Raw genomic sequence first — 14,392 nt, forward strand, 5'->3', positions numbered from 1 at the left:
GGCCCCTTCAATCAACGCGCAGTTGTTGCGATAACTCGGCCTGTTGAGCCGAATTCTTTGAATTTGTCGACCATTCGGAGGAACGGGTCCTTCACTGGCTGGTCGTCGCCAATGGTCACTTCAGCGACGCAGAATCCGCCGCGCTGATCCTCGACAGTCACTTCGGATACGTAGTCGGTGATCACGGTGTCGCCGTCGACGAACGACATGATGTCGCCCTCTTGATATCGCTGCCCCGAGTCGTCGTCGGCGCCGAACTGGAAGCCCTTACCTGCTGCGCCACCGTCCAATACACGGATCTTGATCGAGTCGCGGCCCGCATGATCACGCAGACCTTGCAAACCTGCCATCAGGGAATCGAGAGTGAACGCCACTTGCGCATTCGCGTACGCCTCACCGAATCCATGGCGGCCCAACAGTTCTTCGAGTTCACTGTTGTTGAACTTGTTGAACGACCCAAATCGGTCATCGAGCAACCCGCCGACAGACGGCGCGAGGAAGCCCGCACCGAACACGGACAGGATCAGCCCGATTATTCCGTCCGCGAGGATGCGACCCAATTCGTTCAGCCACTCCGGTGATTGACCGCCGGTAATGACCTGGTGCGCAGTGGGATGCGTAATGTTCCGCTTGTAGTCGATGATCTGACCGCCATCGGTGGACCATTGCATCCACTTGCGGTCCCGCTTCTTGCGGGTGTCAACGATGTAGCAGGGTTCGGTCGCTTTGCCATACGTTTCCGGATTCAGCAGTCCGAGAATGTTGTTCGGGTTGGTGAAGAACATGAAGTTGTCGCCGGACAGGTCGAAGATGTTCTGCAGTCGACCAAGCGAGTTGGTGTTGAAGATCTTCCCTGGGTCCGGATCGCCGGGAACCCATAGGTTGCACGTGATCTCAGATTCCGATGACTTCAATGCGTTCTGAAACAGTTCATCTAGCGGCGTCATCCGTGTGTACATCGCGCAAAGATCCAGTGAGGCAATGAACTCGAAGAACTTGTCCACCGAATCGATGCCAGCGGGGATCTTGGGTAGCTTGATCTGGTTGCCACCTGACGGAACTTTCACGTACACCGGCTTGTTCAGGCGCGTCGCGTTCTTCGCAATGAAATAGGGACATACGAAGTCGATTGGCCCGATCATGATGTCTTGCTTTTTGACCTGCGCCCACTCCGGGGCGAGCGGCATCGGCCAACCGAGAATCGATTCGAGCCACTTCATGTTCGAAACACACACCGCTGTAACAGTTTCCTGCCCAGGCTTGCCCTCGATTGTGACATCCATCGCGCGGCCGTCCCACACCTTGCCGTTGTAGAACGTGCGGATGGGCACAACGCTGGTCTTGCACTGCTTCAAACGATCAGCGTGAGGGTGACTCGCTTTGACTTGGATCGTGGCCGCAGTTGCTTCGTTGCGTTTCCACTGGAACTTGGCCCTGATATACGGGCCGAAAGGTTCTGCGTGACTGTAGTCGCCGGAGAAAATGTCGATGTCGAACGCGGGTGGGGAGTTGGTGTTTGGGGTCAACCTGTCCCCCTTCTATACAGTTGCGGCAACGTGACTTTCACCGATGACGCCGAGGTGGTGCCGCCCGTGCTGATCATGATCGGCGTGACGGATTTCCGTTTGAATGCTTTGCGCCAACGCTGAATTCCCACGGACTTCCATTTGTCGACGCCGTTCCCGTCGCGGATGTACGCATCCTCGGGGTCGGTGTTGATGTCCCACTTCTGCCCCACACCGATCGCGGGGAGAGTGACGAAGTCATCGGCCTGGCCAATCACGAACACTCCAGGGCCGGTGATGTCGTAATGCGGCCACGAATCAACGTCGCCGCCATTGCGGATCCTGGCATCGAAAAATGTTGCCTGGTCGTATGTTTCTTCGAAGTCCGGTGCGCGCCACCAAGACAGGTCCGACGAGAGTTTGATCTCTTCCTGCATCCAGCCGATGTCGTCCAGCAGATCGATCTTCGGATCCTTAGCGGGTTCCTCGTATCGGACGTACTGCCAGAAGTGTTCGCCGTCGCAGTAGACGTGGAATTCGCCGACCTCGTCGCCGTAACCGAGTGCGTTGCGCCACCTAGTGAACACCTCACGTGCAGGCTTCCCCGCACGCATCGGTCCGATCGTCACCTTCAATCCGATGACGTTGATCTCGTCGTCGCGACCAACCCAATCAGCACCAGCCTGACGAGCATTCGCCACCCGCTGATGCTTGAACGGGGCACCACCCAACCCGGTTGGCGTTGCCGCCAACCGGATCGGGCACAACGGTGAGCCGAACACCCACAACGAACCATCCACGCCCACGAACTCGTAACGGATCACTACTTCACTCCTAGGCGCATCATTGCTTCGTGGATCGGATCACCCGTCGAATTCGGTGTCTCCAAGAGCTTTTGCGGATCGTTGACCGACACAGGTCCGTTGTTCACTTGCCCGACGATGATCTGGTACGTCGCACCCGGATTGCCCTGTGCGACACTGCCGAGCGAATTGACGATGCTCTGCTGCTCACCAGACAAACCGCCGCCAGCAGGCGCCGAACTGGACACTCCAGAACCGCCCGATGTGGCAGCGACATTTCCGGCGTACTTACTCGCGAGCCGCGCATTGTCTTCCTGCACCCGCGCCAACGAACGCTTCGCATTCTCAAAATCCGCGAGAGCGTCGTCTTTCTCGGCTTGCGTTGCGCCCTTGTCCTTGTCGTCCTTCGGGGCACGGTTCGCTTTGTCCAACGCGATCTGCGCTTTCTCCACGGCGAACATCGCGCGTTCCTCTGCGGATACACCCGATTCGACGCTCTCTCTGAGAGCTTCGCGATCCTCTTCAGACATAGGCTTCGGGCCGTTGATCTGCTCCGACAACCAGTCCTTGAACTCGGGTAGGTCAGCAGTCTTCGCGGTGTCGCCGGCCTTCGCCTTCCGGTCAGCGAGCTTCGCGTTCTCACGCTCCGTCTCGCGGAGTTTCGCCTCAGCCTCTTGCACGCTGATGCGGGCGCTACGGATCGTGTACTCATCCGGCTTCTCAGCGGTCTCCGCTTCATGCAGCGCGTCGTTCGCCTTCTGCACATCAATGCGCGCGCCACGGAGGTTCGCGTTTCCATCTTCGATGTCACGATCCAACTGGCGGAGTTCATCCTCGGACAGCTGATGTTCCGTCGATTGAATCCCGGCCCACGCTTCGAGTTGCTTGCGGAGTTTCTCTTCGAGTCCCCAGTCGGACATGCCTGGGATGCTCGTTCCGCCTGTGTCGAAGCCCTTGCCGCCGAGTAGGGATGCCACCATATGGCCCACGCCGGCAGCGCCAACCAACCCGGTTCCGCGGGCGTCGACCCCCTTCCGGGCCGACAAAGTGACTGCAGCTGTTTCAGGCATTGACCCGTGGCTGCCACCGAAACCGCCCTCAGCGAAAGCTTCGACATCACCGCGCATGAGACTCATGCCGAACTTATTGGCAACGGTTCCGAGGAGCTGCTCGGAACGGGCACGCTTCGACGGCGCCAACGGAATGAACGCTTCACCCATCGTCTCGGGTTCAGCGACCATGATGTAGTTCGGTCGCGGCGACATAATCTCCGCAGACGCCGGCATACGATTGATTCCGCCGTTCGCGTACTTCCCAGCGAGGATTCCGCCGTCTGCCAGCGGAACCTTGCCACCCGAACCGTCAGTCGAAAACGTCTGACTATCAGTGACCTGGGCTTGCGTTAGGAACGTAGACGTGTAGATCGTGTGGGTTCCGGTCGTACGCTTCCCGTTGAGGTTCCGGTCGATGTTGCCGGCAACTGCAGCCGAGTTGTCAGTGATGACGATCGTGCCGTCAGGCAGTGAAGTTGTCGTCACCCCGAGCTTCGCCAACGCAATGATCGTGTCAGCCGAATTGTCCTCTACGACAATCCGCTTCTCATTGTCGACGTGCGTCAGGATGTTCGCTTCGTTCAGCTTGTCGATGGTCTCCGATGCGCCGGGCGTATCGACCGTGATCACCTTCGAAGCCGGGATCCCATCAACCGCGCCCTTGGCTCCGTTCAGAGCCGCGACAGCATTAGCCGTTGTCGCGGTGAGGGTGAACCCCTTCTCGTCGGGGAGTTCCTCCACTGCAAATCCAGCAGCTTCAAGACTCTCGATTGCCTTCTCATCCAGCACATCGACAGTGACGGTCGCGGATGTGTTGTTGAAATCGGTCACCTTGCCGGCGATCGTGTCGATCAGCGATCTGGTTGCCGCTTCGTTTTTGATTCCGAGTTCGACTGCGGCGTCTTTCGGGATGAGCCCCAACGCTTCTGCGAGCTGAAGTGCTTGTTCCTTCGATCCGAGCATCGCAGTGGCGTTCTCGACGAACCTGTCGTAGGTGCCTTGCATGGCTTTCTCGACAGCTTCAGCAGACCCGGTGGCAGTGAAGATCGCGGCAGCGAGTTGGTCGTAGTCCTCGGCCGCTTTCCGCGCCGCACTGTCGGCTTTCGCGCCCTTTTCGGTTGTGGTGTCGATCATTCCGAATCGGTCGAGTCCGACATCGCCCAATGTGCCTTTGAGGTCGCTCATTCCGCGCATCGAGTCATTGACCGCGGCCTCAGCATCATGGATGGTGAGACTGTCGTTCCGCAGACCCGATAGCGCTTTCGCGAGAATGTCGACCTGCTTCGAGGCCGATGACGATGCCTTGTCGAAATCGATCATCGCTTCGGTCATCGCGCCGATGTAGGCCGTACCGTCCGAGGCGATCACGACATCGCCACCGTTTTGCGCTTCCCGCTTCAGCTTCTCCTGGTTCTCTTTGATCTTCTGCTGCGCAAGGTCATACGAGTCCAGAAGCTTCGACGCATCGGTCTCGTAGTCCCACTCTTCGCCGCGGAAGGTGTTCGAGACTTGCTGGCCCATTTTGTCCCAGAAGCCCAGGTTCTTCCGCTGCTCAGCGTGCAGACCTTCCAGGTCCGAGCGTGTTCGTGCCGCGTCTGTGCCGATCCCTGCCAGACCTCGCGCGGCACGGGATCCGCTGATGCCCATGTCGTCGAATGCTTGACCGAGGGTCTTCGAACCGTCCGCCAACTTGACCGTTTCAAGCATGGTCGAAGCGGCCTTCTGGCCAGCCTGCGAATACGTGCCGTTCGTGTTCGACATGATCTGCGCAAGACCCTGCGTCGCGGAAGCGAACTCGTCCTGACGCTGCTTAGCTTCCTGCGACTTCTTCGCATGCCGCGCAAGCAAGAGAATGCCGGCAGTGACAGCCAGCATCCAAGGTCCGCCCATGGCGGCGAGCGCAGACTTGGCGCCGCGGCCAATGGCTGACATCGCGCCGCCCGTTGTGGCGGCAGTGCGGGTAAACCCTGCGGCCCCGAGACCAGCGTTGAGGAACGCTCCGCGTAGGCGGTCCATCGCCATCATGCCTTGGAGTCGCGCGGTGGTTGCCATGCCTGTGATCGCAGTGCCGGCGCGATTCACAGCAGGCGCTAGTGCGAGTGAGGCGATCTTTCCTGCGACGAGTGCGGCTACCGCGGCCTGTATAGGTCCCGGCAATAGCCCGAAGACGCTGCCCAGTAGTCGAAGTCCCTCTGCGAGGCCGCCGACCTTCTCGGCCAGCACGCCGAATGTCTGCATGCCTGGTCCGGACAGTGTTTGAACGAAAGTGTTCGCGATCGGGATGATCTTCCCGCCGATCGCTGCGGATGTGTCCTCGTAGCGGGCCTTCAGCTCTTTGAGTGAAGCACCGTACTTGCCGTTCGACCGCTCGATATCGCCGTCGACGTGGGCGAGCTGCTGCTTCATGCCCACATAGGTGGCGAGGATTTTCTCTTGCGAAGTCAGCTGTCGGTTGGATTCGGTGATTCCCTCTTTGAACGCGATGTTTCGGAGGGTTGCGTCATCCAAGAGCACGCCGTAGGGGCGCATGGTCTCAGCGGAGCCAGCGAACGCCGACGACATGGCTTCCACTGCGGTGGCGGTGTCCATTCCGTAGAAGCTGCCCAGGTTGCCGGCGAGCTTCGTGAGGTCTTGTGACCACGAGGCCAGTTCGGGGCCTGAGCGTCCGATGGCCTTGCCGAAGGTGGCGAATTGGATTGCGGCGCCCTGCGCTTCGCGTTGCGACATGCGAAGGGTCGATGATGCTGTGGATCCCCAGTCGCTGATTGTGGTCTTCGAGTCGCCGAAGAGGACGTTCATCTGGTTGGTTTGGGCGCCCAGGGCTCGGGCGTTCGTGATGGCGTCCGTCAAAAATTTGACCGACCCGGAAGCGCCGACAGTGACACCCATCAACGCTGCAGCGGATTTCGCCTTACCCAGCGCCGTGGTCAGGTTGTTCGTGCTCGTTGCGGCTGCGTCGTTCTCGCGGTTCAGGTTTGCGAGCGAATCGTGTGCCCGAACCGTGGTCTGTGCGACCTGGGCGCGGGCCTGCGCCACACGCTGCTCGGCCTGTGCCACCTGGTCGGCGGTGCGAGCCGAGTTGTTCATCAGCGTGTTCAAGTCGCGCTGGGCCGACGACAGTCTCGTGGTCGCAGTAGCGTGTGCAGCATGCGCAGCCTGCGCCGCGGCTGAAGCCCGCTGGACAGCAGACGCCATCGAAGCCGACGACCGGCCAGCGCCTTCCATGTTGCTGCGGGCGCGCGACAACGCCGACTGGAAGTCTTCGTCCCGGATTGTCAGAGTCGCGTAGAGGGTTCCAACGTCGAGTGCCATTGGGCCTCCGGTTATTCAGGTGTGTGAGTGAGCGGGATCTTGAGCGCCTTATGGAGACGTGATTCCGGGTTGGCGACGAGACCGAAAATTCGTCGGCTCATCCACCGCCACGAGCGTTCCTTGAGGACACCGGATTCGAGGTCGATGTTCCAGTCCTGGAAGTCGAGTTCTATGGACGCCCATTCGCCGAGGATGTCTGGCCACGACAGGCGAATCTTCTGACCAGCAACCTGTTTGGCTGCAGGCTTATTGGCGTGGCGTGGCTGCATGTGGCGCGGGTTGTACCAGGCACGCAATCCGGTTTTCGGGTTGTACGGTCCGCCACCCGCGTCGTCATCCCCGTACCGGCCAGGCAGGCTGTCGGGATCTACTTCCGCTTGCGGTTGTTCCGCTTCGCGTTCTTCCGACGCTGCGGATTGCTGCTGCGATCCCCCGTCGCCGTTCCCGGCTTCGGGGGTAGTGAGTTTCCCGGGGTATCAGTGAGTCCTGTCTCCCAGTAGATTTCACCGATGTACGGGCCCTGGCCGTAATACAAAAGAGCGGTAGTGCCGGCGTGCATGAGGGACACCCAGTCGACGCCGTCGTTGGCCATCTCCGACCAGACGCCGCCTTCGTACTTTCCTTCGTCGACTTCAACTGTGGTGGGTTCGTTCTTCTCGTCGAGGACGGGTTCGCCGGTTGCGATATCGAGCACGGTTTTGGTGACCATGTTCGGAACCCACGTCGCGCCGAGAAGTTTCGCGATCTCTCCGACTTGATCGTCGTCACCGATCTTCGCGTCGAGGGTGGAGAACATGAGCCTCAGCCGCAGTCCCTCTTCGGCGTTCGGCGACGTGATGGTGTACGTCTTCCCGTTGATGGGGAGATAAAGATTGGGGTCGAATAGTTCGCGTAGGTCGCGCACGGTGTCTGGCTCCAAAGTGTGTGGTGGAACAGGAACCGCCCGACCACACGATGCGGTCGGGCGGTGGGGTGTTCTAGTCGTCTTCTTCGACGTTCAGATCGTCGTCAGGGGGCAGCCCCTCATCGTCACCTTCGTTAGGTGCAGGTGAGGGGCCTACGGGTTTCCCACTGTGGGCTTCGTGATCTTGGTTCGGCGCCCGCGGCCGGTCAGGGTGCACGTGAACGACAGGAGGCCTTCCTTGTCTTCGGTGCCGTCCTTCCAGTCGACGGTGTAGCGGCCCTGGAAGGCGTCCTTCAAGCCGTCGGTGCGCCAGTAGCGGATGTCTGCGACGGCGAGGTAACCGATCTCGTCGCCCTTGGCGCGCAGGATCTCCTGCCCTTCATCGGGTTCGAAGTCAGTGCCGGCGTATGTGCCCTTGCGGAGGCCGGTGATTTCGATGTTGAAGCCGATTGCGGTGGCAAGGGACGACTTGCCGCCCTTCATGCCGATGTCGCCGTCGTCCTGCAGTGTCTTGTCGCTGGTCGGGGCGAACTGTGAGAGGGCGTTGACGAAGATCCATTCACCGTCACCGTCCTTGACCTGGACCGCCCAATCGCGCGCGAGGTGGGAATCCATGCCGGAACTGTCTGGGGCCAAAAGGGTATCTGCCATTGCAGGCTCTTTTCGTTAGCTAGGGTTGAGATGGAATTTGTAGGAGTCGGCGCGTTCGTTACGTCCGCTGCTGTCCTCTTCCGTGGACGTGGTGACCACGCGGATAGATCGGGCCACCCGGATATCACCCATGCGGTAGTGCGACTTGTTGTCGAGTAGCCGGAAGATGTTGTCCATCAAAGCGTTTGTTGGCGCCGGGTCTTCACCGCGTGTTCGGCCGCGCAGCTGGATCCACACGTCGGGGTTCGCCCGATCTGGGTCACGGAGATACTGCTCGTCGTAGACGTTGAGGAAAACAGCCCGATCCGGGGTGGGGGTGACTTTTCCGATGATGATCGGCGCGCCAACGTCTTTCAAAAAATCTGCGAGCCCGTCTTCAATGCGAGTGCGTGTGATCATCAGATCGCCCCGGCGATTCCGTTGGCGACAATCTGCGAGTATTCGCCCGCCAACTCGTTTTTCGCTCTTTCGAGGTACTTCGAACCGCCACCATTGGGGTGGCTCCAGCCGACTTCCTCATGCTGACGGGCCGCATATGGCGTATTGAACGACACCGCCGCCGACTTACCCGACGCTGAAATCTTCCCGGACGCACGGAGTAGGCCGTCCTGAATCGGCGCGTTAGCGCGGGCTTTCGCCAGCAGAACTTCAGCGGCCTGGGTGTTGGCGCGTTCCGCTGCTGCTTGCACTCTGGCTGCGATCGCGGCGCCATTCCATTGCAGGGCCATGGTTACTCCAAACTGACCTGCACGTGGTCTGCCAGTAAGCCACCGTCAGCGACGGTAGAAGCGATCACCTTCGAACGCCGGCCGCCGTATTTGGCGGGGAGCGTGACCCACGAGCCTGGTTCGATGAACGCGGTCTCGGCGGGGAATGCGACTGTGGTGGAGGACAACACCTCCGCGCCGGTGCTGTCTCGAACGAGGCGGGCTTTGTCGTCGATCGCCGTCTTCAGTGGTTCAGGTGGGGCATAGATCGGGCCGCGCGGTCCTTGCCCGGTTTTCCGTTCGACGAGCACTCCGTGTCGCCACCAGCGTGCGAATCTGTCGCGTGCCATTAGGCGAATCCGGGTGCGTTCGATGCGAGGCCGGCGTTGCGAAGGATGTCGTACCCGCGGTCACATAGGACGGTGAGTGCGCGCGCTCGGGCTTCGGCGGATCCGTTGGTGTCGAGCTCGATAGTGCCGCCCGCAATGGACGACTTCGATTCCAACAGTTCCTGTCCTGCAACGCCCTTGAACGGATCCAGATCAGCTTCGATCCATTCGGTGATTTGCGCGCAGGTCGCTTCACGGAAGGCGACGATCTCGTCTGGGTCGTCGGGGTATCCGGCGGGATCGGTTGAGTAGATGTCGGCGCGTGTTGCGGTGCGTACCCGTTCGGATGCGATTCGCAGCCACCGTTTCGACTCTTCTTCGGTGGGGAGGTCATCGGGCGCTAGCCATTCCGCGAGGTGTTCCCACGTGGCGTAGATCTGCACAGGTCTCCTAAGATGTGGTGCGACGAGGCCCGCACCGGGTGGTCAGGTGCGGGCGTCGTCGGACAGGGGTGGCGACTAGCCGCCGGCGGGTGCCTGAAGCACGACAGGCGCATACTGAACAGTCGCGGTAGCGATCGCCTCGGGGCGGAAGACCTTCGCGCCGTAGATGTTCAGGCCGCGGATCTGGTCGGCGAACCGCTTCTCCTGACGCATCGCTTCGACGCTGTTGATCTGGTTCGCGAACGACAGTGCGTCGGGGATGCCCGCGGCGATCACGAGGTCATCCTTCGCTGCCCCGGTGCCGCCAACCTTGGGGACGTTGTTGGAGACGAGGACGTTGAAGCCCGTTGCGCGGCCAACCTGGCCCTGCCACAGCGGAACATCGGTGCCGCTGGCCGAGAGGTCGGTGTACCGCTTGTCGAGCAGGAGGCACGAGACGAATGCCGGGTCGACGATCACGAAGCGGCCCTCGGTGGGGACGGACTGGCCGTCGAGACGCTCACGCAGCTTCACGAGGACGTGGTATGCGTACGTCTGACCGACAGTGACCTGATGCGGCTCACCATCGACAATCGTGGTGCGGCCGAGCTTGTTCGATGTCTTCGCGCCAGGCTCGAACAGGCCGGCGACGTACTTGTCGACGGTGTCGCGCATGCCGATTCCGGCCTGCTTCGTGGCCGGGGATTCGAAGTTGCCGGCGGCCTGCACGCGGTCCACGTCGTTGACGCGGAATGCGAAGTAGTCGCCCTGGTCGATGACCAGCGCAGTGCTGTCGGTATCGAGGTCTTCGATATCGATGTCCTGCGTCTTGTCGTACTTGTTGACGGTGGGTGCGCCGACCGACGAGACGTGGACGGTGTCGCCCTGCTCGCGGATAGTGCCCTCGTACTTGGTGTTGACGACGTTGGGCTGCGCGTAGACGAGGTTCTTTTCGAACGGCTCCTGTACGGCGGCTTCCCAGAGTTCGGGGACGAACTTTTCAATGGTCATAGGTGCTCCTGGTTAGTTGCCGGTGAGGTTTTTGGTGCGGCCTTCACGGGCGGCTTTGAGACGGTCGGCGGGCGACATCTTGGCGAGCTGTTCTCGTGTGAGCTGCTCGGCTGTTTCGCCTGCTGCCTTACTGGTGTCGACGGTCGAAACTTGGGAAGCCGCCTGGACTTTGAGTTTCGGGTCGGCGGTGATTGCCGCCTTGACTGCTTCATCCACCAGGGATGGGTAGTCATCGGCGGTGTGGTCTAGTTCCGCGATCGCTTTGCTGAGCTTCTTGGAGTCCGAGAGCGATCCGTAGTCGCCGCCGTGTGTGGTGGCTGCGTTGCGGAGTGCGCGGTCTTCGGTCAGCTCGCGGAGCTTCTTCGCGGTGGTGTCACGTTCAGCGGTGAGCTGCGCGATTACGTCTTCGGGCTTCGGTGCTTCGTCGCCCTTGATGAGGCCGAGCGCTTCACCGAGTTTCTTAGTGAGTGCGTCGGTCGCGTCCTGTGCTGCCTTCTTCTTCGCTTCGGTGCGGTCGGAGGCGTTCTCGGCGCGGAGGCGTTTGATCTCGTTGGCCCAGGATTCGGGGAGTGCATCGAGGCCGGTGGCTTCGGTCGTGGTGGCCGTTGCTTCGGTGGTGGCGCCCGTCGTTCCTGTGTCTGTGGCGGTGGCCGTGGTTTCCGTGGTGGTTGCCTCGGTTGTGGTGGTCTCGACAGTCTCCGCAGTTGTGTCGGTTGCGGTGGTGTTGTCGGTGGTGTCGGGCATGGTCGTGTCCTCCTGGGACAGTCGATTCGCCCGACGTGCGGGCATGAAAAATGCCCCACTGCGGTTGCTGTGGGGCGGCATTCTTTTGGGTTTTAGGTGTTACTTGGGGTGAGATTTGCCGATTGATTAACAACCGTCCAGTTTGCCTGGTTTGATATGGCTCAAACACATGTCGGCAACCTGGGAGCAAAGAGTGAAATTGAAGATCACGAGCGCAGTTGGTGCGCTCGCCATAGTTGTTGGCGCAACCCTGACGGTGGGCGCTGGCACTGCATCAGCCGCACCGACCAAAATCTCTGGCTACGGCGGTTTTCTTGTCGGCTCGGAGGTTGAGCCTGGAACGTATTCGACGTCAGGTGGCGTGCACGGTGGAACCTGCACGTGGGCTCGGCTCGTATTTGCCTCGAATGGTGCACCCGTCCCCGTTGAGCAAGGGCAGGGCCTGAAGCCGATGACCGTGACGATCAAGAGTTCCGATTCTGCATTCGTTACAGATTCGTGCGGTGTGTGGGAAAAGATCGAGGCGGATGACGGCGTGCTCGACTTTGGTTCACTCGGATCCGGCTCTCTCGGATCACTGTTTGGTAGCTAGTTTCTGGTTCTTGGGCGCGTTCCACGGTCGCGCTTGAGCGTGGCAGCCGCATTACTGCTGCGTGGTTCGGTTGGCATTGGCACGGACACTAGTGCTCGCCGGATCGGCGTTTCCCCGCCCTCGTTCCGAGTTGGCGGGGTTTCGTCGTTTTTGAGGTGGTCCAGCGGGATTTTTGTGGGTCAGCGCCGAGGCATGTGGGTGTGCGGATGGTTTCGCCGCATTGTCGGCAGTAGTGGGTGCGGTGTCCGCCGTTGAGGGCGTTGGTGCATGCGCAGACTTCCCAGCCTACGAGGCATGTGTTTGGGGCGAGGGGGTGTCCGTTTGGGCATTGGGTTGGTGCGGTTTCGGTGGACACGCGACCATTTTCGCACACACGTTCGATCGATGCTATGGTCAGTTGAGTGGGGTCGGGAGGGTAAGGGAAGACCAGCTCGGCCCCGCCTATCGATGTGTTTACGGCCCGCAAAAAGTGGATATCATGTGGTTGCTGCGGCGATTCTGAGTGGGTCAGTTCAGCCGCGCAAGGCCTGCCCTCCGGCTGTCCACTCGCCGGGGGTGGGCCCTTCCCCTGTAACGTCGAGAGCGGTCCCCAATCCTCTCTCCCCCCCTGAGGGTTGGGGACCACCTCTATCATTACCCGCCGAATTCGACGGTCCACTCACTGGTGTCGAGGGGTACAGCTGCCGCTGCTGCGGCTTCCTCAGCTTCTTGTCGTTCGTCGCGGCTGATCTCTTCGGATGTTCGTTTGGTGACGAAGTCTCCGATACAGTCCTGCGGATTCGGACACGTCTCGGGGAGATGCCCTTGGCTGCGGCACGCGGTGCGTAACGCTCTCGGCGCGTGCTCGTCGGGGATGGTGATGATCAGGGTGAGCGGCACGAGGCGTCCTAGGTGTCGAGGGCAAGTGAAACGATTTTTCCGGATGGCAGTGTGGCGATGAGTTCGGCTTTGCCTCCGGTCAGGCGGGTGGAAAGCGTGACCATCGTCGAGCCATCACCGATCTCGGCTTTGTTCGGAATCGTCACAACTTGGAGATTGGTGCCGAGCATGACTTGGTTCATTTTGGTCGTGGTGGCATTCGCGCCGAGCGCGGTCGAGGAACCGTGATTTGCTCGCGTAAAGCGCCCTACGGCGGTCGCCCCTCCTGCCCCGCCGCCCACTCTTGCGTCATTGCCAACCGCTGTCCCACCTTGCGCCCCTACTGATGCACCTTGGCCGACAGCGACCACGACGTTCGAGTTAGTGCCCGCCTCAGAGCCGATAAGCACATTGCCGTATGGAGTGGAATTGGTCTGCGATGGGTCAACCACTGGCCCAACACTGTTCGGTGCCCCCGCCTGGTATGGACCCGTCACCTTCATTCCCGATGCCCCAGCTGCCTGCCAGGTTCCGACGCCGGATCCATCCGACGTGAGCACCTTCCCGACGCCCGGATCGCCACCTGTGATCTTCAGGCCGATCATTTCCACCCGGCCGGTGAAGACCGGGGAATCTGTCGACGCCTTCTCTCGGATCATCTCCACTATGGCGCCCATGGTCGACGCGACGATATCCATGTCCACTACGACAGGACCATCTTCGGTGTCGATGATCGCTGTAACGTCTGCACCGCTGTGAGTGTGAGTCTTCGGGGTGCGGGCGTCGGTGAGTCGCGGGTCATCATTTGCGACTGCGCCGATGTTCGCCCGCACGGTCTCGAACGAATCTGACTTCACGACGAACTGGCCGTCGCCGCGTAGATACGAGTTCGCCGCGAAGGTCGATCTGCCGGTCCCGCCATGCGCGACCAGCATTGTGCCCGTATTGATGTCGGCGGCGTCATGCTTGTGTCCGGGCTGGGATGCGGACTCGGCCAGTTCGAGACTGACCTGCACCTCAGGGCTTAGGTCCGCGAGCTCGATCGGAAGGGCGACACCGCCACCGAACTCGTCGATGACTTCCTGCGCCAGCGACGACAACGGCCACCCGCCAGAAGGCACACCACCACCACCGCCGCCGCCCTCCGCTGCTTCGGCGCGATCGGCTGCCGCCTCGGCGCGATCCGCAGCGTCCTCCGCGCGATCCGTCAGCCCAATCAGAACCCCGCCGTAGTACTCCAGCGACTCTTGAACGCCTTCCTTCGCGGACACCACCTCATCGCGGTACTGCTTCACCAACGAAACAACAGGCGGCTCATACGGAACCGAATCCTTGATCAACGGCCACAAACGCTGCTGCCCCGACTCATTCGGGATCACAATGTCGAACCACTCGAAAGCGATACACACCCGCGCCGGACCCGGATCCAAATCAGGTGTCGTCAACACCCCGCCCGCTGGTCGGACAGACACCCTGCGAGGCGTAACCATCCCAGTGCCAGC

Annotated in this window: 15 protein-coding genes; 1 reads left to right on the forward strand and 14 read right to left on the reverse strand. The window is 60.9% G+C overall.

All coding sequences use genetic code 11. The features are described 5' to 3' along the window. Positions 1–11: 11 nt before the first annotated feature. The 12 genes from GN300_RS06795 to GN300_RS06850 form a co-directional block, all read right to left on the reverse strand. Positions 12–1,526, reverse strand: coding sequence for a hypothetical protein (locus tag GN300_RS06795; RefSeq protein ID WP_063315704.1), 1,515 nt, complete (start codon positions 1,524–1,526; stop codon positions 12–14). Next, positions 1,523–2,329: a hypothetical protein gene (locus tag GN300_RS06800; RefSeq protein ID WP_063315703.1), complete on the reverse strand. Its 807-nt coding sequence runs from the start codon at positions 2,327–2,329 to the stop codon at positions 1,523–1,525. Before GN300_RS06800 ends, GN300_RS06795 begins: the two co-directional genes overlap by 4 nt. Further along, complete coding sequence (locus tag GN300_RS06805; protein ID WP_063315702.1) at positions 2,329–6,672, reverse strand: hypothetical protein; 4,344 nt, start codon at positions 6,670–6,672, stop codon at positions 2,329–2,331. Before GN300_RS06805 ends, GN300_RS06800 begins: the two co-directional genes overlap by 1 nt. 11 nt (positions 6,673–6,683) lie before the next feature. Continuing rightward, entirely contained in the window at positions 6,684–6,941 is a 258-nt protein-coding gene (locus GN300_RS06810; RefSeq protein ID WP_063315701.1) for a hypothetical protein, read from the reverse strand. Positions 6,942–7,039: 98 nt separating this feature from the next. Continuing rightward, on the reverse strand, positions 7,040–7,576 hold the full coding sequence (locus GN300_RS06815) for a hypothetical protein (RefSeq protein WP_063315700.1): 537 nt from the start codon (positions 7,574–7,576) through the stop codon (positions 7,040–7,042). Positions 7,577–7,729: 153 nt separating this feature from the next. Then, entirely contained in the window at positions 7,730–8,227 is a 498-nt protein-coding gene (locus GN300_RS06820; protein ID WP_156511727.1) for a phage tail tube protein, read from the reverse strand. A gap of 15 nt (positions 8,228–8,242) precedes the next feature. Continuing rightward, a complete protein-coding gene (locus tag GN300_RS06825) occupies positions 8,243–8,626 on the reverse strand; it encodes a minor capsid protein (RefSeq protein ID WP_063315698.1) in 384 nt (127 codons plus the stop codon). Continuing rightward, positions 8,626–8,955, reverse strand: coding sequence for an HK97 gp10 family phage protein (locus GN300_RS06830; protein WP_063315697.1), 330 nt, complete (start codon positions 8,953–8,955; stop codon positions 8,626–8,628). The genes GN300_RS06825 and GN300_RS06830 overlap by 1 nt, the downstream gene beginning before the upstream one ends. Before the next feature lie 2 nt (positions 8,956–8,957). Further along, complete coding sequence (locus GN300_RS06835) at positions 8,958–9,284, reverse strand: hypothetical protein (protein WP_063315696.1); 327 nt, start codon at positions 9,282–9,284, stop codon at positions 8,958–8,960. Beyond that, positions 9,284–9,706, reverse strand: coding sequence for a hypothetical protein (locus GN300_RS06840; RefSeq protein WP_063315695.1), 423 nt, complete (start codon positions 9,704–9,706; stop codon positions 9,284–9,286). Before GN300_RS06840 ends, GN300_RS06835 begins: the two co-directional genes overlap by 1 nt. A 75-nt stretch (positions 9,707–9,781) precedes the next feature. Continuing rightward, positions 9,782–10,696: a hypothetical protein gene (locus GN300_RS06845; RefSeq protein WP_063315694.1), complete on the reverse strand. Its 915-nt coding sequence runs from the start codon at positions 10,694–10,696 to the stop codon at positions 9,782–9,784. Between the two features lie 12 nt (positions 10,697–10,708). Next, on the reverse strand, positions 10,709–11,440 hold the full coding sequence (locus GN300_RS06850) for a hypothetical protein (RefSeq protein WP_063315693.1): 732 nt from the start codon (positions 11,438–11,440) through the stop codon (positions 10,709–10,711). Positions 11,441–11,633: 193 nt separating this feature from the next. On the opposite strand from GN300_RS06850, the gene GN300_RS06855 reads away from it, so the two are divergent. Beyond that, positions 11,634–12,032, forward strand: a complete 399-nt coding sequence (locus GN300_RS06855; RefSeq protein ID WP_156511726.1) for a hypothetical protein — start codon at positions 11,634–11,636, stop codon at positions 12,030–12,032. Between the two features lie 633 nt (positions 12,033–12,665). On the opposite strand, the gene GN300_RS06860 is transcribed toward GN300_RS06855, so the two are convergent. Next, a complete protein-coding gene (locus tag GN300_RS06860) occupies positions 12,666–12,911 on the reverse strand; it encodes a hypothetical protein (RefSeq protein ID WP_063315691.1) in 246 nt (81 codons plus the stop codon). 8 nt (positions 12,912–12,919) lie between these two features. After that, positions 12,920–14,335 (reverse strand): hypothetical protein, encoded by a 1,416-nt coding sequence (locus GN300_RS06865; RefSeq protein ID WP_233405583.1) that lies wholly within the window; start codon positions 14,333–14,335, stop codon positions 12,920–12,922. Positions 14,336–14,392 lie beyond the last annotated feature (57 nt).

Origin of the sequence: Rhodococcus sp. Ni2 (assembly GCF_021352185.1) — a bacterium.
GTDB lineage: Bacteria > Actinomycetota > Actinomycetes > Mycobacteriales > Mycobacteriaceae > Rhodococcus_F > Rhodococcus_F qingshengii.

Bases quoted from the DNA above. Each gene is read 5' to 3' on its own strand.
- GN300_RS06845 (WP_063315694.1), bottom strand. From the start codon at position 10,696: ATGACCATTGAAAAGTTCGTCCCCGAACTCTGGGAAGCCGCCGTACAG.
- GN300_RS06820 (WP_156511727.1), bottom strand. From the start codon at position 8,227: ATGGCAGATACCCTTTTGGCCCCAGACAGTTCCGGCATGGATTCCCAC.
- GN300_RS06830 (WP_063315697.1), bottom strand. From the start codon at position 8,955: ATGGCCCTGCAATGGAATGGCGCCGCGATCGCAGCCAGAGTGCAAGCA.
- GN300_RS06825 (WP_063315698.1), bottom strand. From the start codon at position 8,626: ATGATCACACGCACTCGCATTGAAGACGGGCTCGCAGATTTTTTGAAA.
- GN300_RS06810 (WP_063315701.1), bottom strand. From the start codon at position 6,941: ATGCAGCCACGCCACGCCAATAAGCCTGCAGCCAAACAGGTTGCTGGT.
- GN300_RS06835 (WP_063315696.1), bottom strand. From the start codon at position 9,284: ATGGCACGCGACAGATTCGCACGCTGGTGGCGACACGGAGTGCTCGTC.
- GN300_RS06805 (WP_063315702.1), bottom strand. From the start codon at position 6,672: ATGGCACTCGACGTTGGAACCCTCTACGCGACTCTGACAATCCGGGAC.
- GN300_RS06850 (WP_063315693.1), bottom strand. From the start codon at position 11,440: ATGCCCGACACCACCGACAACACCACCGCAACCGACACAACTGCGGAG.